Source organism: Streptomyces reniochalinae, from assembly GCF_003323735.1.
Classification (GTDB): Bacteria; Actinomycetota; Actinomycetes; order Streptomycetales; family Streptomycetaceae; genus Streptomyces; species Streptomyces reniochalinae.
Genome location: NZ_QOIM01000036.1, coordinates 66,295 through 87,872, shown reverse-complemented (window position 1 = coordinate 87,872; position 21,578 = coordinate 66,295). Strand labels below are relative to the sequence as shown.

Annotated in this window: 20 protein-coding genes; 13 read left to right on the top strand and 7 right to left on the bottom strand. The window is 72.4% G+C overall.

Annotated elements, in window-relative coordinates:
* Positions 1-67 precede the first annotated feature (67 nt).
* Positions 68-1,339, top strand: coding sequence for an ROK family protein (locus DQ392_RS16560; protein ID WP_114016394.1), 1,272 nt, complete (start codon positions 68-70; stop codon positions 1,337-1,339).
* 108 nt (positions 1,340-1,447) lie between these two features.
* On the opposite strand, the gene DQ392_RS16555 is transcribed toward DQ392_RS16560, so the two are convergent.
* Positions 1,448-1,972, bottom strand: coding sequence for a hypothetical protein (locus tag DQ392_RS16555; RefSeq protein ID WP_114016393.1), 525 nt, complete (start codon positions 1,970-1,972; stop codon positions 1,448-1,450).
* 68 nt (positions 1,973-2,040) lie between these two features.
* Positions 2,041-3,240: an FAD-dependent monooxygenase gene (locus DQ392_RS16550; protein ID WP_114016392.1), complete on the bottom strand. Its 1,200-nt coding sequence runs from the start codon at positions 3,238-3,240 to the stop codon at positions 2,041-2,043.
* 147 nt (positions 3,241-3,387) lie between these two features.
* Here DQ392_RS16550 and DQ392_RS16545 point away from each other — a divergent pair, with 147 nt between their 5' ends.
* The 5 genes from DQ392_RS16545 to DQ392_RS16525 all read left to right on the top strand — a co-directional run bounded on the left by DQ392_RS16545 (position 3,388) and on the right by DQ392_RS16525 (position 8,674).
* On the top strand, positions 3,388-3,966 hold the full coding sequence (locus DQ392_RS16545) for a MarR family winged helix-turn-helix transcriptional regulator (protein WP_114016391.1): 579 nt from the start codon (positions 3,388-3,390) through the stop codon (positions 3,964-3,966).
* A gap of 79 nt (positions 3,967-4,045) precedes the next feature.
* Positions 4,046-4,453 carry a hypothetical protein gene (locus DQ392_RS35250; RefSeq protein ID WP_245981555.1) on the top strand — a complete coding sequence of 136 codons (408 nt, stop codon included), beginning with the start codon at positions 4,046-4,048 and terminating at the stop codon, positions 4,451-4,453.
* A gap of 118 nt (positions 4,454-4,571) precedes the next feature.
* Entirely contained in the window at positions 4,572-5,783 is a 1,212-nt protein-coding gene (locus DQ392_RS16535; RefSeq protein WP_114016590.1) for an MFS transporter, read from the top strand.
* A 250-nt stretch (positions 5,784-6,033) separates the two neighbouring features.
* Positions 6,034-6,594 carry a TetR/AcrR family transcriptional regulator gene (locus DQ392_RS16530; RefSeq protein WP_114016390.1) on the top strand — a complete coding sequence of 187 codons (561 nt, stop codon included), beginning with the start codon at positions 6,034-6,036 and terminating at the stop codon, positions 6,592-6,594.
* Positions 6,595-6,925: 331 nt separating this feature from the next.
* Positions 6,926-8,674, top strand: coding sequence for a BCCT family transporter (locus DQ392_RS16525; protein WP_245981553.1), 1,749 nt, complete (start codon positions 6,926-6,928; stop codon positions 8,672-8,674).
* A 320-nt stretch (positions 8,675-8,994) separates the two neighbouring features.
* Here the strand turns inward: DQ392_RS16525 and DQ392_RS16520 are convergent, their stop codons facing one another.
* The 3 genes from DQ392_RS16520 to uriH form a co-directional block, all read right to left on the bottom strand.
* A complete protein-coding gene (locus tag DQ392_RS16520) occupies positions 8,995-9,453 on the bottom strand; it encodes an NUDIX hydrolase (RefSeq protein ID WP_114016389.1) in 459 nt (152 codons plus the stop codon).
* 552 nt (positions 9,454-10,005) lie between these two features.
* A complete protein-coding gene (gene uriT, locus DQ392_RS16510; RefSeq protein WP_114016387.1) occupies positions 10,006-11,460 on the bottom strand; it encodes a uridine transporter UriT in 1,455 nt (484 codons plus the stop codon).
* Positions 11,457-12,404 carry a uridine-preferring nucleoside hydrolase UriH gene (gene uriH, locus DQ392_RS16505; protein WP_114016386.1) on the bottom strand — a complete coding sequence of 316 codons (948 nt, stop codon included), beginning with the start codon at positions 12,402-12,404 and terminating at the stop codon, positions 11,457-11,459. Before uriH ends, uriT begins: the two co-directional genes overlap by 4 nt.
* A 231-nt stretch (positions 12,405-12,635) precedes the next feature.
* On the opposite strand from uriH, the gene DQ392_RS16500 reads away from it, so the two are divergent.
* Together DQ392_RS16500 and rbsK are read left to right on the top strand one after the other, a co-directional pair.
* Positions 12,636-13,712, top strand: a complete 1,077-nt coding sequence (locus tag DQ392_RS16500) for a LacI family DNA-binding transcriptional regulator (RefSeq protein ID WP_114016385.1) — start codon at positions 12,636-12,638, stop codon at positions 13,710-13,712.
* Positions 13,709-14,614: a ribokinase gene (gene rbsK, locus DQ392_RS16495; protein ID WP_114016384.1), complete on the top strand. Its 906-nt coding sequence runs from the start codon at positions 13,709-13,711 to the stop codon at positions 14,612-14,614. Before DQ392_RS16500 ends, rbsK begins: the two co-directional genes overlap by 4 nt.
* Before the next feature lie 27 nt (positions 14,615-14,641).
* Here rbsK and DQ392_RS16490 read toward each other — a convergent pair whose 3' ends face one another.
* Positions 14,642-15,016, bottom strand: coding sequence for a hypothetical protein (locus tag DQ392_RS16490; protein ID WP_114016383.1), 375 nt, complete (start codon positions 15,014-15,016; stop codon positions 14,642-14,644).
* Between the two features lie 284 nt (positions 15,017-15,300).
* On the bottom strand, positions 15,301-15,972 hold the full coding sequence (locus DQ392_RS16485; protein WP_245981551.1) for a GntR family transcriptional regulator: 672 nt from the start codon (positions 15,970-15,972) through the stop codon (positions 15,301-15,303).
* 163 nt (positions 15,973-16,135) lie between these two features.
* Between DQ392_RS16485 and DQ392_RS16480 the strand changes: the two genes are divergently transcribed.
* From DQ392_RS16480 to DQ392_RS16460, 5 genes are all read left to right on the top strand, one after another.
* Positions 16,136-17,311, top strand: a complete 1,176-nt coding sequence (locus DQ392_RS16480; protein ID WP_114016381.1) for a 4-oxalomesaconate tautomerase — start codon at positions 16,136-16,138, stop codon at positions 17,309-17,311.
* Complete coding sequence (locus DQ392_RS16475) at positions 17,308-18,333, top strand: amidohydrolase family protein (RefSeq protein WP_114016380.1); 1,026 nt, start codon at positions 17,308-17,310, stop codon at positions 18,331-18,333. The genes DQ392_RS16480 and DQ392_RS16475 overlap by 4 nt, the downstream gene beginning before the upstream one ends.
* Before the next feature lie 23 nt (positions 18,334-18,356).
* Positions 18,357-19,040, top strand: a complete 684-nt coding sequence (locus tag DQ392_RS16470) for a 4-carboxy-4-hydroxy-2-oxoadipate aldolase/oxaloacetate decarboxylase (protein ID WP_114016379.1) — start codon at positions 18,357-18,359, stop codon at positions 19,038-19,040.
* A gap of 136 nt (positions 19,041-19,176) precedes the next feature.
* Positions 19,177-20,097 (top strand): amidohydrolase family protein, encoded by a 921-nt coding sequence (locus DQ392_RS16465; protein WP_114016378.1) that lies wholly within the window; start codon positions 19,177-19,179, stop codon positions 20,095-20,097.
* A gap of 42 nt (positions 20,098-20,139) precedes the next feature.
* Positions 20,140-21,549 carry an MFS transporter gene (locus DQ392_RS16460; RefSeq protein WP_114016377.1) on the top strand — a complete coding sequence of 470 codons (1,410 nt, stop codon included), beginning with the start codon at positions 20,140-20,142 and terminating at the stop codon, positions 21,547-21,549.
* Positions 21,550-21,578: the final 29 nt, after the last annotated feature.

Here is a 21,578-nt window from a genome sequence, read left to right as displayed (position 1 = left end):
GCACCGCGCACGCGTACGGGACCGGCAGCGGCGAGCCGTGGCGCGGCCACCGCGAGGAGGGAGCCAGATGACCGGCGAGAAACGGCGGACGGTGCGCGACCTGCGCCGCAGCAACCGCGCCACCCTGCTGCGCCGCCTCTACTTCGACGGGCCGCTCAGCCGCCAGGAGTTGGGCCCCGCCACCGGCCTCAGCTCCGCCTCCGTCTCGAACGTCACCTCCGAACTCCTCGCCGAGCGACTGCTGGAGGAGGCCGGTTCCGTCGACTCCGACGGCGGCAGGCCGCGCACCCTGCTGAGGGTCGCCCCGGCAGCCGGGACGCTCATCGGAGTGGACGTCGGAGAGACCCGGGTGCGCGTTGAACTCTTTGATCTGGCACTGACCGAGAGGGCACGCGCCGAATACCCGCTGCGCGAGGGCGGACACGCGATGACGCACGTGCTGCGGCTGATCGCGGACGGGCTCACCGCCGTGCGCGCCCAGGCCACGCGTGCCGGGGTCCCGGGAGCCGCCGCGCCGCTGGGCATCGGCGTCGGCGTGCCCGGCATCGTCGAGCAGGACCCGGGGCGCTCGGGTGCCGTCGTGCACGGCCAGACGGTCGGCTGGGACGCGGTGCCGCTGGAGGCGCGACTGCGCGAGGAGGCCGGGCTTCCGGCACGGACGCCGCTGTTCGTCTCGAACGGCGCCAAGACCCTCGGTCAGGCCGAGATGTGGTTCGGCGCCGGGCAGGGCGTGCGGGACGCGGTGGTCGCGCTGATCGGCTCCGGGGTCGGCTCCTGCGTGATCACCGACGGCAGCGCCTACGGCACCGCGTCCCGCGGCGCCGCCGAGTGGGGACACACCACCGTCCACCTGGACGGGCGGCGCTGCCGGTGCGGTGCCCTCGGCTGCCTGGAGGCGTACGTCGGCGCCTCGGCCGTGCTGGAGCGCTGGCGCGCCGCGGGGGGAAGTCCACGGGGTGACCAGGAGAGCGGACTGGCCGATCTCGTCGGTTCGGCGGACCCGAGCGCCGAGACGGTCCTCGCCGAGACAGCCCGCTTTCTCGGTGCGGGCATCGCCGACCTGGTCAACCTCTTCAGCCCCGAACGCATCGTCCTCGCCGGCTGGGCCGGACTGCTGCTGGGCGGCCGCATCCTGCCCGCTGTGCGCGCGGCCACCGAGGAGCGCGCGCTGCACCACCCGGCGGCCCGCACCACTGTCGAGCTAGGCCGCCTCGGCCCGGACGCGGTCACCGTCGGCGCCGCCACCCTTCCGCTGACCCGCTTCCTCGACGCGGGCGGCCGCGCGCCGGAATCCGCTCCGCCGCCGGCGCTGGGGGCACCGAACGCCCGCGCCAGGTGAGGCGGTTCGGGCAGCGGGACGAAGGCCCGAGGCGCCCTGCCGTGCCTGCGGCGGGATGACCCCACCCGGCGAGGCCGGCACCAGCTGCGGCCCGGAACCGCCCTCGCCTCAGGAAAGCTCGTCCGGGACGTGGGTGCCCCGGGGCAGCTTCTCCAGCGCCTCCCGCAGACCCGGCACGTCGTCGGGGGTCTCGGGCAGTTCGGCGGGGGCGTCGGCAACCCGGGTGAAGGAGGTGCTGCCGAACTCGCCGTTCCAGTTCACCCGCATGCTCTTGGGATCAGCGGACTCGATGGCGCCCTTGTCGCGCCCCTCCTCCGTGTCACCGGCGCACTGAAGGACCACCTCGGTGACCGACCCCGTGGTGGTGACCTGGCCGTCGCACAGCCCCCTCTGGCCCTTGTCCCACTGCATCAGAGCACTGTCCCCGACAATGATCAGCGTGTAATCCTGACCGGTCGGACGCGCGGACCACACCCCCGACAGCTCGGCGCCGTCCGCGGGGTTCTCCGGCTGGGAACGCCCGGCCTTCTTCTCCCCGCCCCCGGCGGGCTCCCCGTCGCTGCCGCAGCCGCCCACCAGCAGCGCCAACGCCACCGCCGCGACGACCGCCGAACCCGCCCTGCGCCCCGTCATCCGCCCGCCTCTCCCGGGAAGTTACCCTCTGACGCCCTCACGAGAACGACAACCTAGCGGACCTTCCCTCACCGACGGACGTCGGCGTAGTCGGGGAGAGTGAGCGCCGTGGTGGCGGCCCAGTCCTGGTCGTCGGGGAGAGGCGCCGGGTCACGCAGGGATTGGTTGCGCCGTGCCAGTTCCTCGGCGGTGCCGGGAAGGACGTGGGCGCCTCCGGTGGTCGCGAGCGCCTGGTTCAGCTCGACGAACGCGCGTGTGCGCTCCTCGTACGCCGTGAAGGCGGTCGAGTGGTCGGCGTGTGAGGCCAGTTCACCGGCGAGGACGTAGGCGCCGACCAGCGCGATGCTGGAGCCCTGGCCCGAGAGGAAGGACGGAGCGTGGGCGGCGTCGCCGGCGAGGGCGACCCGTCCGCTCGACCAGTGGGGCATGCGGATCTGGCTGATGACGTCGAAGAACAGGTCGTCGGCGCGCCGCATGGCGGTGACCAGGCGCGGAATCTCCCACGCGTCCTGGGAGAAGACGGAAGCCACCAGGTCACGCTGGGCCTCGGGGTCACGGAAGGCGTCGAAGGGCGGTTCGGGGCGGGCGAAGTTGAGGAACGCGTGCACGTGGTCGCCGTCGCCGACGGCGTAGAGGACCGCGCCCTTGCCCGGGGTGTTCCACATCAGGGCCTCGTGGGAGAGACCGAGGTGGTTGGGCATGGTGAAGCCGGCGAAACAGTTGCCGAGATAGCGGTGGTACTTCTCCTCGGGGCCGAAGGCCAGGCCCCTGGTGTGGGAGTGGAGTCCGTCAGCGCCGATGACGAGGTCGAAGGTCCGCTGTTCGCCGCTGTCGAAGGTCACGTCCACCCCGCCGTCGTGGTCGTGGAGGGCGGTGATCCAGTCGTCGAAGAGGAACTCGACGTCCCCGCGGACGGCGTCGTAGAGGGCCTCGGCGAGGTCCCCGCGGCGGACTTCGAGGTCGCGGCCCTCGACGCCGCCGGTGATGACCTCGGGCCTGACCGATCCGACGCGGTCGCCGTCGGCGTCGACGAAGGTGATGGTGCGGCTGTCGACATGCGCGGCGCGCAGGCGCGGGAGCAGGCCCATGCGGCTGACCACTTCCAGGGCGGTCCCGCGGATGTCGATGGGGTATCCCCCGACGCGTATGGTGTCGGCCTTCTCCACCACCGTGACGGCGAAGCCGTGACGGTTGAGCCAGTAGGCGAGCGACGGTCCGGCGATGCTGGCGCCGGAGATGAGGATCGTGCGCCCGGGTGCCGTGCCCATGAGTGCTCCCTTCCCGGCCGGGCCTGGACGAGCCGCCGACCGGATACGTAACGTAGGTATGTTTCCTCAGGGCGTCGTGACCCGCGAACGTCCGCGCCCTCGACCCACGATTACATACCTAACGTAGGTATTCAATAAGGAGACGCGATGAGCCCGCCTCAGCCGGACGAGACCACCTCCCGGGGCGCCGCACACGGCCAGGAACCGCGCGAACAGCGGGAGCCGCGCGAACAGCAGCGGGAGCTGCGCGAACAGGAAGTGCTCGCGGTACTCCCCCGGCTGACCCAGCTCGGCAACGTCCTCAACCGCGGCCGCCTGGTCGAGCGCGCCATGGAGGCCACCGCGGTCCGCGTGGACCGTCCTGCGATGTCGGTGCTCCTCATGCTGCACATGTCCGACCAGCCGCTGCGTGTCGGCGAGATCGCCGCACGGATGCAGGTCGTGGGGCCGCACGTCACCCGGCAGGTGAACGAGTTGCAGCGGCGCGGACTGATCGTGCGCGTCACCGACCCGGAGGACCAGCGAGCCCGCCTCGTCGAGACGACCGCCGAGGGCACCGCGGCGGCCGAGCGCTACATGCGCACGCTCGTCGGCTGGTTCGCCGACGCCCTCGCGGGATGGCCCGATCAGGACCGGCAGGATCTCGGCCGGCTGCTGGGACGCTTCACCGACGACCTCACCGCCCACCTCGCCGCCCTCGACGACCCACCGGCCGCCGAGGGGTGACACTGCCACAACGGCCGTACGTGGCAGACGGGCCGAGGAGACGACGTGGGAGCCGGACGTGCGTGCGACGGTGGAATGGGTGGATGCGAGCGAAAGGCTGCCCAAGGACGGTATGCCCGTGGGCGCGGCAACGTCGGGCCGCTCTCCGTCCGGCAGCGCGGACGCACCGCTTCCGGAAGCCGCAGAGGACTTCTGGCTGGTGATGCCGACGGTCTTCATCCACCAGCACCTCACCGATACGGCAGTGAGCACCGCGACTGCTTCGTCGACCCGGACCCGCGGCGCCGAGGAGGTTCCCGGGCCGCGTTACGGCCCGGTCGCCGGGGCCGTGCAGATCACCGCCGGGTGCGCCGGTTTCCTCGCCCCGCTGGTCACCGGGGCCGTGGTGGAGCGCGCGCTCGTGGACCACGGCGTTCGCCGTCACCGTCAGCGCAGCGCTGCTGCCGTGGCCGGACGCGCGAGGACGGCAGGCGGGTCCGTGCGGTGACGTGGGGCCCGGTGCCGCCCCACCGGCGGCCGGGCCCCTCGAAGAGACCTGGCGCCACCGCGAGTACGGCACCAGAACGGAGTGTACGTTCGTACGCTCTGACTATAGGGTTCCGCGCATGACTGTCGACGTACTGCGCAGGCCTGCGCGAGCCGAGCGGCGGGCGCGCGTAGCCGTTGCCGTCCTCTTCCTCACCAACGGAGCGCTGTTCGCGAACCTCCTGCCGAGGTATCCGCAGATCAAGGCGGACCTGCAGATGGGCAACGCCACCTACGGGCTGGCCGTGGCCGCGTTCCCGGCAGGCGCCATAGCGGCCGGCCTGGCGGCCGGGGTACTCATACGACGGCTCGGCTCGGCGCGGGTGGCCGTCGGCAGCACCCTGCTGACCGGCGCAGGGATCCTGGCAGCCGCCCTGGCCGACTCGGTCGCCCTCTTCGCCGGAGCGCTGTTCCTGGCCGGCGCGATGGACGCGATCACCGACGTCGCCCAGAACGCCCACGGCCTGCGGGTGCAGCGCCGCTACGGACGCTCCATCATCAACTCCTTCCACGCCATCTGGTCCATCGGGGCCGTCACGGGCGGAAGCATGGCCGCCGGCGCCATCGCGCTCGGCCTCCCCCGCGGACAGCACCTGGCGATCTCGGCCGTCGTGTTCGCCGCCGCCGCGTGCGTCGCCCTGCGGTTCTGTCTGCCAGGGCCCGACACGGAGCCCGCCGTGGACGCCGACGCCGCCGATGACCGCGGCCCGCAGCCCGTACGGCGCACGACGACAGGTGCGCGCACCGCCTGCGTACTGGCCGCACTCGTGCTCATCGCCACGGCGGGTTCGCTCGTCGAGGACGCGGGCAACTCCTGGGCCGCGCTCTACCTCGCCGGCTCGCTGCACGCGTCGGCCGCGCTCGCGGCGTCCGGGTACATCGCCCTCGTCGGGGCCCAGTTCGTCGGCCGCCTCGTCGGCGACCGCCTCGTCGACAGGTTCGGACAGCGGGCCGTGGCCCGCACCGGCGGACTGATCGCCGCCGCCGGCATGGGCCTCGCGCTCGCCGTGCCCACCGTGCCCGGCACCGTTCTCGGCTTCGCCGCGGCCGGACTGGGAGTCGCGACGCTGGTCCCCGCCGCGATGCACGAAGCCGACGAGCTTCCAGGGCTCAAGCCGGGCTCGGGGCTCACCGTCGTCTCCTGGCTCATGCGGCTCGGCTTCCTGCTCTCCCCGCCTGTCGTGGGACTGGTCGCCGACGCGGCGAGCCTCCGCGTCGGGCTGCTGGTCGTACCCCTGGCCGGACTTCTCGTCCTCTCGCTCGCCGGGGTCCTCCGGACCAGGCGTCGCTGACCTGCGCCAGGGACCTGTGGCCCCTCGGACCAGGGCATGCGCGCGCCCCACGTCAGCAGGCTACGATCGGGGTCATGTGGCGCCACATCCCGCCAGGCCGGGGCTTCACCGGCCCGCCCGGCGTGGACCTCGGCGACGCTGCCGGCCCGCGCGCGGCACGCGGGACACCGAGCGCCGCAGGGCACACCACCGCCGTCGGGAAACCCCGCGAACCCCGCCAGGACCGCCCGGAACCTGTGAGTCTGCTGCCATGACGACCGGACGTACGGACCCGCAGCGGCGCGCACGCATCATCGCCGCCACCCTCGACCTCATCGCCGAAGAGGGCATCGCGCGCGTCTCCCACCGGAGGATCGCCGCGCGCGCGGGTGTTCCCCTGGGCTCGATGACCTACCACTTCAGCGGCATCGACCAGCTGCTCCAGGACGCGTTCCGCAGCTTCACCGACCACATCGTCGCCGTCTTCGACGCACACCTCGCCGCCGCGGCCGACCGCGACCAGGCCCGGGAGGCGGTGGCCGACCTCGTCCACGCGCTGTCCGAGGAGAGCCCGCGCGACCTGGTGCTCACCCAGGAGCTGTACACCCTCGCCGCTCGCCAACCGTCGTACCGAGAACTCACCCACGAGTGGATGCGCCGCAGCCGCGTCCACCTGGAAAAGCACTTCGACCCGGAGACGGCGCGCCAACTCGACGCGCTCATCGAGGGGCTGACGCTCCACCGCGCGCTGGCCCGTGAGCCCCACGAGCGCGCACTGACCCTGGAAGCCGTCGTCCGCATCACCGCTCCCGCCCGGCAGCGGGAGCGGTAGGACAGCCCGGCGACTCCAAGGAGGGTGGCCCGCCGGAGCGCGCCGGGGAGAGGAATCCTCCCCCAGGGGGCCTCGTAGCGCTCCGTCGGGCTGTTCCGGCGGGCCCGGGGTGATCCTTCTCAACCACCGGCTCCACAGCGGTACGCGAAACCGCACGTCAGGAGGGGTGTCACGGGGGCTGTCCGGCTGTCCGGAATTTGACCACGCCGCGGTGCGAGTAGCAGCCTGTCCCACTGACCCGCGCACCGAGCGGTCCTGCGTCTCGAGAGCGCGTGCGTCCTCGCGGTGCGTCATGTCCCCTCCCCGACTGACCCCTCCCGCAAGGAACCTCATGCCGACTCCGAACGCCCGAACCACCGCAGGTGCGGCCGTCCCCCCGGGGACCGAGCCGACCACGGACGGTGAAGAAGGGTGTCATACGGCAGCGGCCACGCCGCCGTCCGGTGACCGCTCACGCACCGACGTGCTGGTGCTCGCGATCAGCGGCGGGCTGCTCCTCGCGTTCGTCCTGGCCGCGCTGATCGCACCCGCCGCCACCGGCGACGTGGTGGACACGGTCTTCGCCTTCGCCGCACGCTGGTTCGGCCCGCTGTGGCAGGTCTTCCTGCTCGCGACGTTCGGCGTCGCGCTGTGGCTGGGCTTCTCCAGGTTCGGCAAGGTGCGGCTGGGCGGCAGCGGGGCACGCCCTGAGTACGGCAGGTTCCAGTGGGTCGCGATGATCATGTCGACGCTGCTCGCGGGCGGCGGTGTGTTCTTCGCAGCGGGCGAACCCGTCCAGCACTACATCGAGACGCCCCCCTTCTACGAGGGCGTCAAGAGCGGCAGCCGGCAGGCGGCCAACGCGGCACTCGCGCAGAGCTTCGCGCACTGGGGCTTCCTCGCCTGGGCCGTCCTCGGGACCCTCGCCTCGATCGTGATGATCCGCGGCCAGGAGCGCGGCATGCCGCTGCGCCCCCGGACGCTGCTGTACCCCTTCCTCGGCGAGCGCATCCGGCACTCCAAGCTGGCGGCGGCGGTCGACGTCGTGTGCGTCATCGCCGTGGTGGCCGGGACAGTCGGTCCGATCGGCTTCCTGGGACTCCAGGTCTCCTACGGGCTCTCCCAGGTGTTCGGCATCTCCGGCGGCTACCCCGTGCAACTCGGTGTCATCGTCCTGCTGACCGTCGTGGCCGTGCTGTCCGTCGCCAGTGGTGTCAGCCGCGGCATCCAGTTCTTCAGCAAGGCCAACGTCTGGCTCGCTGTCGCCCTCATGGCCGTCTTCCTCGTGCTCGGCTCCCTGGGCTTCGTGCTGGACTCCTTCCTCGGCGGGCTCGGCCAGTACGCGCGGGACTTCGTGCCGCTCGCCCTCAACCGGGGCGACCACGCGTGGCTCGGCTCCTGGACGGTCTTCTTCTTCGGCTGGTTCCTCGGCTACGGGCCGCTGATGTCCATCTTCGTGGCACGCATCTCCCGGGGCCGTACGGTGCGCGACCTCGTGGTCTCCACCGCCATCATTCCGCCGCTGGCCACCATGTTCTGGTTCACCGTCTTCGGGGGCACCGGCATCTTCCTGGAGCAGCGCAGCCCCGGCACCATCTCGGGCCCGCTCAAGGCCGTGGGCATGGACGCGGCGGTCATCTCCATGGCCGAGCAGCTCCCCATGGGCGCCGTCGTCGCGGTCGCGCTGCTGCTGCTGACCATCACGTTCGTGGTGACCACCACCGACTCGATGTCGTACAGCATCGCCGCCGCCGGAACGAAGTTCGGCGAGCCCACCCGGGCGGTACGCGCCTTCTGGGCCCTGCTGATGGGTGCGGCAGCTGCTGTGCTCATTCTCGTCGGTGACGGCGGCATCACGGCGCTCCAGTCGTTCATCGTGGTCACGGCCGTGCCCGTCGGCTTCATCATGCTCCCGACGCTGTGGACCGCTCCGCGCGTGGCCAAGGAGATGGCTCTGGAACAGGGCGTCCTGGCTCCCGGGCCGCCGACCGCCGCTGTCCCGCCACCCGGGTCGCGGGCGGCCGAGGACGCTCCCGTGGCCCCTGAAGCCACGGCGTCCAAGGAGTCGGAGAACGGCTTGGTGACCTCCGACCACGAGTGAGCCGCCCCCGCCGCCCGGGGCCCGTCGCGTGGCGTGCCGAGCGCGGGAAGCCACGGGGTGCCCGAGTGGTTGCCTATGCCACACATCACAGGCACAGCGGCGAGCGGGCGGAACAATCCGGCGCTGCCCCCCGTTGACATCGGTGTGGCTGCGGGAGGGGACAGTGTCCCCGGGCCTCACCTATAGCCCGTGGGGAAGATCGTTCGGCTGAAGCCCCACGGAGCCACTCGCCGAGAGGCGACCGCCCTCCCGCACGCCACCCACGAACAGGCCCCGGCTGGAATCCCCCCTCCAGCCGGGGCCGTCTCCTGTGCGGCCTGCTACCAACCGGCGTCGGTACCGGTGGCCCAGCGGGGGTCGACGCGTCCGAGCCATACGTCCTGGCCGTCCGCCAGTGGCAGTGCGAGCGGAACGGGGAGGAACCGGCAGGCGAAGGTGAGCCCGGTGTCCGATCCGTCGCCGTGGACGCGGTGCTCCCAGGCATCAGGTCCTTCAGGCGGTGCCTGGAGGTGGAAGAAGCTGGTGCGCCGCGGCTGCCCCGTATCGGGGTGCGGCTTGTCCTCCTCGCCGATGAGCCGGAGCACGGTGACTCCTCGCAGACCGGTTTCCTCGACGACTTCACGAAGGACCGCTTCTTCGAGTCCTTCGCCGGGCCTGACACCCCCCGCGGGGACCTGGGTGCCGGCCTCCGGCATTCCGACGTGATCGAACACCAGCAGTTCGGGGGCGGTGCGATGACGCACCACGTATGCGGCGACGCGGATTCTGGGAAGGGCCATCCCGGCATTGTCCGGCCGGGGCGTCCGGCCGGGGCACGGTTCCCGGTCTCCGCGAGCGCGTCACACCGCTGCCGGCACCTGGCCCCGCGGACGACGAAGCGGCAGCGGACCATGACCAGGGCTCCTAGGTCGTGTCTTCAAAGTCCCGCCTGCCTGGCGGCGCCTGGCACGCACGCTCGCGGCGTTGTCGTCGGTCGCCGCTTCCCCCAGGGCTCGGCTTCGCTCGCCCCGGGAGGTGCCCCCACGCAGGGACTCCCTCCTCCGCCTTGCGAGCGCACGCACCAGACACCGCCAGGCCCGCCCTCCGGGCGGACGCCGCTACTTTGAAGACACTCCCTAGCCCACGGCCGAGGGAACTGCGGCCGTCTCGCCGCCGCACGGGTGCCGGGCACCGTCGCAGGTGCGCGTGACCTGCGAGTCAGTCCACCCGTCAGGGACACCGGCCACCCGTCAGGGACACCGGCTGCCAGGCTTCCGCACCGGCGGTGGGCCCCTGCACCGGAGGGCGGTCCCCTCCCCTGCCCGGATGGCCGGGCCGTGCCGGGCCCCGCCTCAGCGTGCCTCCGCCTCCACCGGCTTGGGGATGAGGAAGGACGTGGCGACCGCGGCGGCGATGAGGACGACGCCGGCGACCATGCCCGCCTCGTAGCCTGCGGGAGACCCCTGGTCCGCGGGCTGGGCCGCGGTCTTGACCGCGTAGAGGACCGCGAAGCTGAGGCCGGAGCCGAGGTTGAAGGCGCCCGCGTTGAGCCCGGGCAGGAAGCCGGGGTTCTCGCGGGGCGAGTGCACGATGCCCAGCCCGTTGAGGACGATGTTGCCGACGCCCGCGTAGGCGACGCCCACCAGCAGTGAGGCCGCCAAAAGCATCGCCCGCGACTCATCGTGCAGCGTGGCGACCATCAGCACGACGGTCGCGGCGGCGCCGATCAGACCGAAGCGGAGCACGCGCCCGTAGCCGAACGTGGCCGCCAGCCGCCCCGCCAGAGGCCCCATGGCGAGCCCGGCCAGCGCGTACGGAGTCAGCGTCCACCAGGCCGACTGCTCGGCGGACATGCCCAGACCTGCCGCCGCGTCCTGGGCGAAGGCGGGGATGAGTCCGTTCATGACGGCGAACACGCCGGTCATGGTGAGCACCGTGGTGAGCAGGGTCGCCCACGTGGCACGCCGCTTGAGGTGGTGGGTGGCGACGAGCGGGTGACTGCTGCGGCTCTCCGTACGCCAGAAGAGCGCGAAGGCGACGGCGGCGACGAGGACGAGGAGCGCGACGAGCGGCCAGTGCGCGGCCGCCAGCTTGCCCGCCTCGTTCAGAGCGATGAGCAGGGCACCGACGGAGACGACCAGCAGCGCCACACCCGGCCAGTCCATGCGGGCCGCGGCGCGGTCCCCGTCGACCGTGTCGGGGTCCGCCCTCGACTCCGGGGTCATGGTGACCGCCAGCACGGTGGCGACCGCGGCGACGATCGCCATCGCCCAGAAGACCGACTGGAAGCCATGGTGGTCGGCGAGGTAGCCGCCCGCGAGGGAGTCGATCCCGGCGATGCCGCCGTTGACGGCCGTGATGACGCCGAGCAGGGTGCCGTACTTCTTCGGATCGCTCACCTCGACCCGCAGCATGATCAGGCACAGCGGCACCGTCGGCCCCGAGACGCCCTGGATGATGCGGCCGGCGAAGAGCATCGGCACGCTCTGTGCCAGCGCCGCGACCACGCAGCCGACGGCCATGAGGGCGAGCATGCCGGCCAGTACCCTGCGCCGTCCGACGAAGTCGCCGAGGCGCGGGAGGAAGAGCGAGAAGAGCGCGGCGGAGGTGAAGAACGCCGTCTGCGTGAGGCCGATCTCGGCCGAGCTGGCGTGCAGCGTCCGCTCGATGCTGCTCAGCGCGGGGCTGAGCATGCTCGCGTTCAGCTGGAAGGCGAAGCAGGCGACGAGGAGCGCGGTGACGAGTACGCCGACGCGCACCGGCCGCGCCCGCGTGCCACGGGCGTCGGCCGAGGTCGGCGCACTCACTCGGTCACGTCGCCGATCCGCTCGAGGGCGTCCACCACCAGGCCCCAGAAGCGGTCGCGGTCCAGTTCGAGGGCGACCTGCGTGTGGCAGTCGTCGGGGGCGGGGGCGCGCAGGTCGGTGACGGTCATGCCGAGCGTGAGACCGCCGGACAGCTCGATGTCCACGGGGGCTTTGCGCACGGTCATCACGTCGGGGTCGATGACGTACGCGACGGCGCACGGGTCGTGCACGGGCGGGTGCGCGAAGCCCTGGGCCTCGCGGTAGGTCGCACCGAAGAAGTCGAGCAGTTCGCCGACGAAGCGGGCGGGACGGGTGCCGACACCGGCGATCCTCTCCACGACGTCGGGGGTCGCCAGCGCCTGGTGGGTGAGGTCGAGCCCGACCATGGTGACAGGCCAGGACTCGTTGAAGACGATGTGCGCGGCCTCGGGGTCGATGATGATGTTGAACTCGGCGACCGCGCTCCAGTTGCCCTGGTGGTAGCCGCCGCCCATCAGGACGACCTCGCGGATGCGGGAGGCGATGCGGGGCTCCTTGCGCACGGCGAGCGCGATGTTGGTCAGGCCCGCCGTCGGGACGAGGGTGATCTCGCCGGGCTCGTGCGCCATGACCGTGTCGATGATGAGGTCGACGGCGTGCCGCCGGTCGAGTTCGAGCCGCGGCTCGGGCAGCAGCGGGCCGTCGAGACCGGACTCGCCGTGGATCTCCAGCGCCGTCTCGACGTCGCGTACGAGCGGCCGCGGGCAGCCGGCGGCGAACGGCACCCCGGTGATACCGGCCATGCGCGCCACGGACAGGGCGTTGCGGGTGACCTTCTCCAGGGTCTGGTTTCCCACGACGGTGGTGACGGCGACGAGTTCGACATCGGGGTTGCCGTGCGCGAGGAGCATGGCGATCGCGTCGTCGTGTCCCGGGTCGCAGTCGAGGATGATCTTTCTGGTCACAGGGGCCCTTCCATGGCAAACGTTCTCCGAAGACTGTGCGGACTCTCCTCTTCCGATGTCAACGGGTGTATGAGCTGTCTCACCATGTCCGCAGGAAGGGGCCGGTGATCTGCGCTCTGGGCTCCGTGCCACCCTGCTGATAACGTTTGCCGCCCGTATCCGGCCGTCGCCCGCCGTCACGCTGCCGGAACGCCGGCGGACCGGTCGAGGGAGTCGAGGAGAGGGGAAGAAATGGCCGATGTGACGCTCCACGACGTGGCTCGCGCCTCCGGCTGCTCCGTCTCCACCGTCTCCCGCGTGCTGGCCGGCAGCCGCCCGGTGGGGGCCGCGACCGCCGCGCGGGTGCGGCAGGCCGTCGAGGACCTCGGCTACCGCCCCAACCACGTCGCCCGCGCCCTGCGCAGCCGCTCGACCGGCACCATCGGCCTCGTCCTGCCGCAGATCACCAACCCCTTCTACCCGACGCTCGTCCGGGAGTTGACGTACGCGCTGCACGCCGACGAGCGGGCCGTGCTGCTGGCGGACTGCGACGACGATCCGAAGGCGGAGGCCGGCCACATCTCCGCCCTGCTGGACAGGCAGGTCGACGCGCTCGTGGTCATCCCGGCCCACGAGCAGCACAGCCGGACCGCGGTCGCCGCCGCGGCGGCCCGCGTGCCACTCGTCCTGCTGGACCGCGGCTGCGGCCCCGGGGTCGCCGACTCGGTGGCCGTCGACAACGCCGCCGGGATGGCTCTCGTCCTCGACCACCTGGCCGCCGAGGGGCGCCGCAGGCTCTGTTTCGTCGGAGCGTCGGGCACCGCCTCGGCCGCGGCCGAACGCCGCACCGCCTACGAGGCCGGAGCCGGCGCGCTGGATCCCGAGGCACCGGGGCGCGTCGCGCTCGGCGACTTCTCGGTGGCGTGGGGGCGGGCGGCCGTGGACCGGATCTGGACCGAACGGGCCGCCGCTCAGCGGCCCGACGCGCTCGTCTGCGCCAACGACCTCATCGCCGTGGGGGCGTTGCAGCGGCTGCGCCAGCTCGGCGCCGACGTGCCGGGCGAGGTCGCCGTCACCGGATTCGACGACATTCCGCTCGCGGATCTCGCCGATCCCGCGGTGACGACCGTGCGGCAGCCGGTGGCCGAACTGGCCGCCGAGGCGGCGCGGTTGCTCGACCGGCGGCCGGTCAGCGAACAGGCGGGGCCACGGCGGTCGATACGCCTCGCGCCCCGGCTCGTCGTGCGCGCCTCCACGGGCCGGTCGAGCGCCTCTCACACACCGAAGTCAGCCCCGGCAACGCGCCCGGAGACGGAGTCAGCCCAGTGATCGCAGTCGTCGGAAGCCTCAACCTCGACCTCGTCGCGCCCGTGCCCCACCATCCGGTGCCGGGTGAGACGGTACTGGGCGGCGACATGGCCCAGCATCCCGGCGGCAAGGGCGCCAACCAGGCTGTCGCCGCCGCCAGAGCCGGCGGTGAGGTGGCCTTCGTCGGGCGGGTCGGAGACGACGACGCGGCCGCCGTCATGCTGGAGGCCGCCCGGGGCCAGGGCGTCGAGACCACGCACATCCGCCGCACGCCGGGAACGCCGACGGGACGCGCGCTGATCGCCGTATCGCCCGCCGGTGAGAACACCATCATCGTCAGCCCCGGAGCCAACGCCCGCCTCACCGCCGAGGACTGCGACGCGGCCGGCGACCTGCTGCGGAGCGCCGCCGTCACCATCCTCCAGCAGGAGGTCCCCGACGAGGCCAACCACGCGGCGGCGCGGCTGGCCGGCGGTACCGTCCTGTACAACCCGGCACCCGCGGTCGAGGGCGCCCAGCCACCGCCCCACGTCGACCTGCTCGTGCCCAACCGCACCGAGCTGGCCGCCCTCACCGGCGCCCCGACCGTGCCCGAGACGCTGGAGGAGGTGACCGCGGCGGCGGGCGCACTCACCGGCGCGGGCGCCGTCGTCGTCACGCTCGGCGGCGAGGGGGTACTGCTGCTGGAGGGCACGGCGAGCCTGCACATCCCGGCGTTCCCCGTGCGCCCCGTCGACACGACGGCGGCCGGCGACTCCTTCTGCGGGGCACTCGCGGTGGCCCTGGCGGAGGGGCGCACCCTCGCGGACGCCGCGCGCTGGGCCTGCGCGGCAGCCGCGATCAGCACGACGCGCGCGGGCGCGCAGCCATCTCTCGCCGGGCGCGACGAGGTGGAGGCCCTGCTGGCGGGCCACACCCCGTGACGCGCGCGGGGCCGCAGGGCCCGCGCCTCACTGGTCCGAGTAGCTGAGGTCCCCCATCGTCCACGCGCTCACGTCCTTGATGGCGATGCGGTACATCCCGCCCGTCTCCGGGATGCCCACCGTCCCCTGGAGGATCCGGGCGACGTGAAAGTGCAGGTAGGAGGGGGGTTCGGCGCGCTGCGGCCCAGCGCCCCGTGACGTCCCCAGGAACAGGGACGCGAACGGGGGCAGCCGTTCGGAGTCCCTCAGGACCTCCGCCACCCGTTGCCTCCACATCGCCTCCGGCGCCAGTCGTCCCGTGATCACTGCTCCGTGGGCGACGACGGTCAAAGGCATCTGATTTGTTTGCTCCGACTCCACCATGGCGGCGATGTCCACGAGCAGCTCATCAGCGTTCGACATGAACGCTGATGCTATACGGCGTGGGAACGGCTCGGCGAGCGACGAGGCGGCCCGCCGACCCGGCGAGGAGAAAGTCCCCGTGCGGTCGGGGAACGCGCCGGGGACCGGGTGGGGCGCCTCCCACGACGCGCTGTCCGCCGCCCTCGGAACCGAAAGATGGGCGCGGCGGCGGGCCGCGCGGCACACGACCTCAGCGCGCGTGCGGCCCGAGCCCGGGTGCCCTGAGCCCCGTGCGGCGCCGGCTCGCAGGCGGGGGCGGGGCGGTGCGCGGCCGGTCCGCGGGCTCAGGTCAGGTGCGGCGACGGGCCCGGGGTGGCCCGCAGTTGTTCGATGACGCTGTCGAGGTGGGCGCGCGCGGCGCGCTCGGCGGCGGCGGGGTCGCCGGCGAGGATCGCGTCGATGATGGCCCGGTGCTGGGGCAGTGACTGGGTGGGTCGTCCTGGCCGCAGAGCGAGCCTGAACTGGTACCTGACCATCTGTCCGTTCAGGCGGTCGAGCAGGGATTCGGCGACGGTCTGCCCGCTGACCCGGGCGACGAGCTCGTGCAGCCGGCGGTTGAGTGCCGAGTAGGTCTCCAGTTCCCCCCGGTCGACGGCGTCCTCCATGGCCGTGCCGATGTCGCGCAGTACGGTCCTGTCCTTCTCCGTCGCCCGCTCGGCCGCGCGCCGTGCGCACAGCCCCTCCAGCACGGCGCGGCACTCGGTGATGAGGACCGCGTCCTCGACGGAGATCACCCTGACGCGCGCCCCGCGCCGCGGGATCAACTCGACGAGTCCGTCGGCCGCCAGTTCCTGTAGCGCTTCACGGACGGAGCTGCGGGTGGCGTGGAAGGTGTCTGCCAGCTCTTGTTCGACGAGCCGCTGCCCCGGCGCCATGTCCCCTGCCGCGAGGGCCTGCCGGATACCGCGGACGACCGTGCCGCGTCCCGCCTGTCCTGTGGCCCGGTTCTGCCCCACTCCACCCGCCCCTGGTCGCTGCGACGTCCTGTGATCGTCACGCAGTCTAACGGCGCCGGGCGCCTCACCGACATCCTCGCCAACTTTTTCATCGGAGATATTGTCAACAATTTCATCGACAGCTAGCTTGTCCACATCGCGACACCCGGACGGAAGGCCGACCATGCACCACACGAGCCACCCAGAGGGACCAGGGACCCGGCTGCACGGCAGCCAGGTCGCCGTCCCCTGCTGGCTGTTGCGCGGCGGGACCTCCCGCGGCCCGTTCTTCCGCGCCGCCGACCTGCCCGCCGACCCCGCTGCCCGGGATGCCGTGCTGCTGGCCGCTCTCGGCTCGCCCGACCCCCGCCAGATCGACGGCCTGGGCGGCGCCACACCCCTCACCAGCAAGGCCGGAATCGTCGGGCCGAGCAGCCGTCCCGGCATCGACCTCGAATTCCGCTTCGCCCAGCTCCAACCGGACAGCGACCGCGTCGACACCACCGCGAACTGCGGGAACATGCTCGCGGCCGTCGTCCCGTTCGCCCTGGAGGCAGGGTTGCTGGCACCGGAGGGCGACCTGACGACCGCCCGCGTCCTGACGCTCAACACCGGGCTGCGGGCCGAGATCCGCGTACGCACACCCGCCGACGCCGCCGGGCGGCGCCACGTCGCCTACGAGGGTTCCGCCCACGTCGACGGCGTCCCCGGCACCGCCTCCCCCGTCGAGATCGCCTTCCTCGACACGGCGGGCTCCGTGTGCGCGGAGCTGCTGCCCACAGGGCGGGTCAGGGACCGGGTGTGCCTGAGCGGGCTCGGAACCGTCGAGGTCACCTGCATCGACAACGGCATGCCGCTGGTGCTCGTCGCCGCCTCGGCACTCGGCCGCACCGGCCGCGAGACCGTCGCGGAACTCGATGCCGACCGCGAACTCACCGACCGCCTCGAAGAGCTGCGGCTGGCGTGCGGGGAGCTGATGGGCCTCGGCGACGTGACCGGGCGCAACTACCCGAAGATGACCCTGATCTCGCCGCCAGCCTCCGGCGGAACCCTCAGCACCCGCAGCTTCATTCCGCACGTGTGCCACACCTCCATCGGCGTCCTGGCCGCCGTCACCGCGGCCACCGCCTGTGTGCTGGAGGGCTCCGTGGCGCACGAGCTGGCAGCCGGTGTGACGGGCACGGACGCGGCCGTTTCCGTGGAGCACCCCTCGGGCGAGTTCACCGTGACGCTCGGGCTGGACACCGCCCGCGGGCCGGGTGTCACCCGGGCCGCGCTGGTGCGCACCGCGCGCCTGCTCATGGCCGGGGACGTGCTCGTTCCCCGGCACACAGCCAACCGGGAGGAAGCACTGCGATGATCATCGACTGCCACGGTCACTTCACCACCGCTCCACCGGCGCTGGGGGCGTGGCGCGAGCGGCAGCTCGCCGCACTCGGGGGCCGCGGGCCCGAGCCGTCGCCCGCCGAGCTGCGCATCAGCGACGACGAGCTGCGCCAGAGCATCGAGCCGAACCAGCTGCGGCTGATGGACGAACGCGGAATCGACCTGACGGTCTTCTCGCCCCGCGCCTCCTTCATGGCCCACCACCTCGGCGACTTCGCCACCTCCGCCGCCTGGGCCGCCCTGTGCAACGAGCTGTGCTTCCGGGTCAGCGAGCTCTACCCGCGGCGCTTCGCCCCCGCGGCCATGCTCCCGCAGTCCCCCGGGGCCGACCCCGCCACCTGCGTCCCCGAACTCGTGCGCTGCGTCGAGGAGTACGGGGCGGTCGCCGTCAACCTCAACCCCGACCCCTCCGGCGGTCACTGGACGGCGCCGCCGCTCACGGACCGCGCCTGGTATCCGCTCTACGAGAAGCTGGTCGAATACGACATACCGGCCATGGTCCACGTCAGTACCAGCGACAATCCCGCCTTCCACACCACGGGCGCGCACTATCTCAACGCCGACACGACAGCGTTCATGCAGCTCGTCCAGGGCGACCTGTTCACCGACTTCCCCACGCTGCGCCTGATCGTCCCGCACGGCGGCGGGGCCGTGCCCTACCACTGGGGACGCTTCCGCGGCCTGGCCGAGGCCCTGGGCAAGCCTCCGCTCGAAGAACACGTGCTGGGCAATGTCTTCTTCGACACCTGCGTCTACCACCAGCCGGGCATCGACCTGCTGCTCGGGGTCGTACCCGCCGCGAACCTGCTGTTCGCCTCGGAGATGATCGGCGCCGTCCGCGGCGTCGATCCGCGCACCGGCCACCACTTCGACGACACCCGCCGCTACCTCGCGGCGGCCGGGCTGCCGCAGGAGGACCTGGCCGCGCTCCAGGAACACAACGCCCGCACCGTCTACCCCCGTCTGGACACCCTGCTGACCGCGCAGGGCCGCTGACCCGCGGAAGGAACCGCCCCGCCATGCACGACATCGGAGTCGTACACCGCACCATCGACCGCCCGCCCCGCGAGGACGTCGAAGCGCTCGCCCCGTACGGGGTCAGCACCCTGCACGAGGCGATGGGCCGCACCGGCCTGATGCGCCCCTACATCAGGCCCGTCTACCCCAGGGCCGTCTGCGTGGGCACGGCCGTCACCGTGCTCCTCCAGCCCGGCGACAACTGGATGCTGCACGTGGCCGCCGAACAGCTGCGCCCCGGCGACCTGCTGGTCGCCGCCTGCACCACCGAGTGCGAGGACGGGTTCTTCGGGGAGCTGCTCGCCACCTCGGTGCGCGCACGCGGCGCGGTCGGCCTGGTGATCGACGGGGGCTGCCGCGATGTGGACGCGCTGGAGGCCATGGACTTCCCCGTCTTCAGCCGGGCCGTCAACGCGAAAGGGACCGTGAAGGCCACTGTCGGCTCTGTCAACGTTCCGGTCGTGTGCGCCAACGCCCTCGTCCGCCCGGGCGACGTGGTCGCAGCCGACAGCGACGGCGTCGTCGTCGTTCCCGCCGAACGGCTTCGGGAGGTCACCGACGCGGCACGCGCCCGGGAGGAGAACGAAGCCGGCAAACGCGCACGCTTCGCCGCCGGGGAACTCGGCCTGGACATCTACGGCATGCGCGAACCGCTCGCGGCCGCAGGGCTGCGGTACGTGGACTGACGCCCGACGCGCCCGCCCGCCCTCGTGGCGCGCCGGCGGCCCCGCCTCTCGCGCGCGGACGCTCGCGCGCCCGTACCCCCGCCATGCCCCTCCCCGGCCGCTCGACCGGCGGGGACGACACCGCCGAGGAGACCTCGTGACCGCACTCGCACCCAAGAGCCCCCACTGGCTGGACTGGTGCCCGCAACCCTCCGCACCGGCCTTCACCCTGCCCCCGGGCACCGTGGACGCCCACTGCCACGTCTTCGGGCCGCAAGCCGCCTTCCCCTTCGCTCCCGAGCGCAAGTACACCCCCTGCGACGCGGGCAAGGAAGACCTCTTCGCGCTCCGCGACCACCTCGGCGTCAGCCGCAACGTCATCGTGCAGGCGACCTGCCACGGAGCCGACAACTCCGCGCTGGTCGACGCCCTGCACACGGCGGGCGACCGGGCCCGCGGCGTCGCCACCGTACGCCCGGACGTGACGGAAACCGAGCTGCGCGCCCTGCACGAGGCCGGGGTACGCGGCGTCCGCTTCACCTTCCTGCGCCGACTCGTCGAGACCGGCTCGATGGCCGGCCTCTCCACCATCGCCGCGAAAGTCGCCGAGCTGGGCTGGCACGTCGTCCTGTACTTCGACGGTGCCGAGCTGCCGGAACTGGAGACCTTCTTCGCCTCTCTGCCGACGCCGCTGGTGATCGACCACATGGCACGCCCCGATGTCGGCAAACCCGTCGAGGGGCCTGAGTTCAGCCGGTTCCTGCGCTTCTGCGCGCGCCAGGACGCCTGGGTGAAGGTCAGCTGCCCCGAGCGGCTCAGCCGCACCGGACCGCCGGCCACCGAGGGGCGGCGCCGGGCCTACACCGACGTCGTGCCCTTCGCCCGCCGCGTGGTCGCAGAGTTCCCCGACCGCGTGCTGTGGGGCACCGACTGGCCGCACCCCAACCTCACCGACCACATGCCGGACGACGGGCTGCTGGTCGATCACCTGCCGCACGTGGCGCCCACCGCGGAAGCGCGGCACAAGCTGCTCGTCGCCAACCCGACGCGGCTCTACTGGCCCGACGCACACCGCTGACCGCCGGCACGGCCCCCGCCCCCTTCTCGACAAGGCCACCTCATGCAGCACTCCAACGCGGTGAACCGGCTGGATCGACTGCCCGTCTCCCGGTTCCACAAGCTCACCCTGCTCGCGGTCTCCTTCGCGTACTTCTTCGAGTTCGCCGACATCAACAGCTTCGCCACCACAGCCCCCAAGCTGATCGACCTGTGGGGCGTCACCGTCAACCAGATCGCCTACGTCACCTCACTCTCCTTCGTCGGCATGTTCGTGGGCTCCGTCACCGCCGGGGCCCTCGCCGACCGGTGGGGGCGCAAGAACGCGCTGCTGTGGACGACGGCCGGCTTCGGGCTCTTCTCCTTCGCCGCCGTCTTCTCCTGGGACCTGGTCTCGCTCGGTGTCTTCCGCGTCCTGACCTCGGCGGGCCTCTCCGCGATGACCGTCGTGGCCGTCATCTACGTCAACGAGATGTATCCGGCGGCCGTCCGCGGCAAGTTCCAGGCCTACGCCATCGTCATCGGCATCTGCGGCACCCCCGTCACCAACCTGATCGCCAGCGCCGTCGTTCCGCTCGGCGAGGGGACCTGGCGCCTGGTCTACCTGTGGGGCGCGCTCGGCATCCTGCTGCTCCTGTTCGCGCGGCACCTCAAGGAGTCGCCGCGCTGGCTGGAGAGCAAGGGCGACCACCAGCGTGCCGACGCGGTGCTCACCGCGATAGAGACCCAGGTCGCCGCCGAAAAGGGGCCGCTGCCCCCGCCCCGGCCGCCTGTCGACGAGCCCCACCGCGCCAAGGCGCCGCTCAGACTGCTGCTGCGGTGGAAGTACCTCGCACCGACCCTCCTGCTGACCGTCTTGTGGGTCACCCAGACCATCGGCTTCTTCGGCTACTCCAGCTGGGCACCCACCCTGCTGGCCAAGGAAGGCATCAGCGTCGAGAAGTCGGTCTTCTACGTGGCGCTCACGACCGTCGGCGCTCCCCTGGGGTCCTACCTCGCGGCGCTGGTGACCGACCGGTTCGAACGCAAGTGGTGCCTGGCCGCCTTCGCCGTGGTCATCGCGGGGTGCGGGCTGCTGTACGGTCTCACCTTCGACCCGCTGCTGATCGTCTGCTTCGGGTTCCTGGTCAACCTCTTCGAACGCGGCTACACGGCGCTGGCCTACGCCTACTCCCCCGAGCTCTTCGACACCCGCAGCCGCGCCCTGGGCACCGGCATCTCCTACGGCATCGGCCGGCTCTCCAACGCGGCGGGCCCCCTGGTCATCGCGGCGCTCTACAACCGGACCGGGTACCAGAGCGTCTTCTGGTTCATCGCGGGCACCTGGATCGTCGGCGCGCTCGCCCTGGCGGTCTTCGGCCCCCGCACCCGCCGCCCGCGCAGCTCCGCGCCCCGTCCGCCGTCCCCGCCGCCGGCGGAGGCGAGCACGTCCTCGGACGCGCCGGGCGCGGTGCACCCCTCCTCCACGGCGTGACCCCCGCGCCCGTGGTCGAGGGGGTGTTG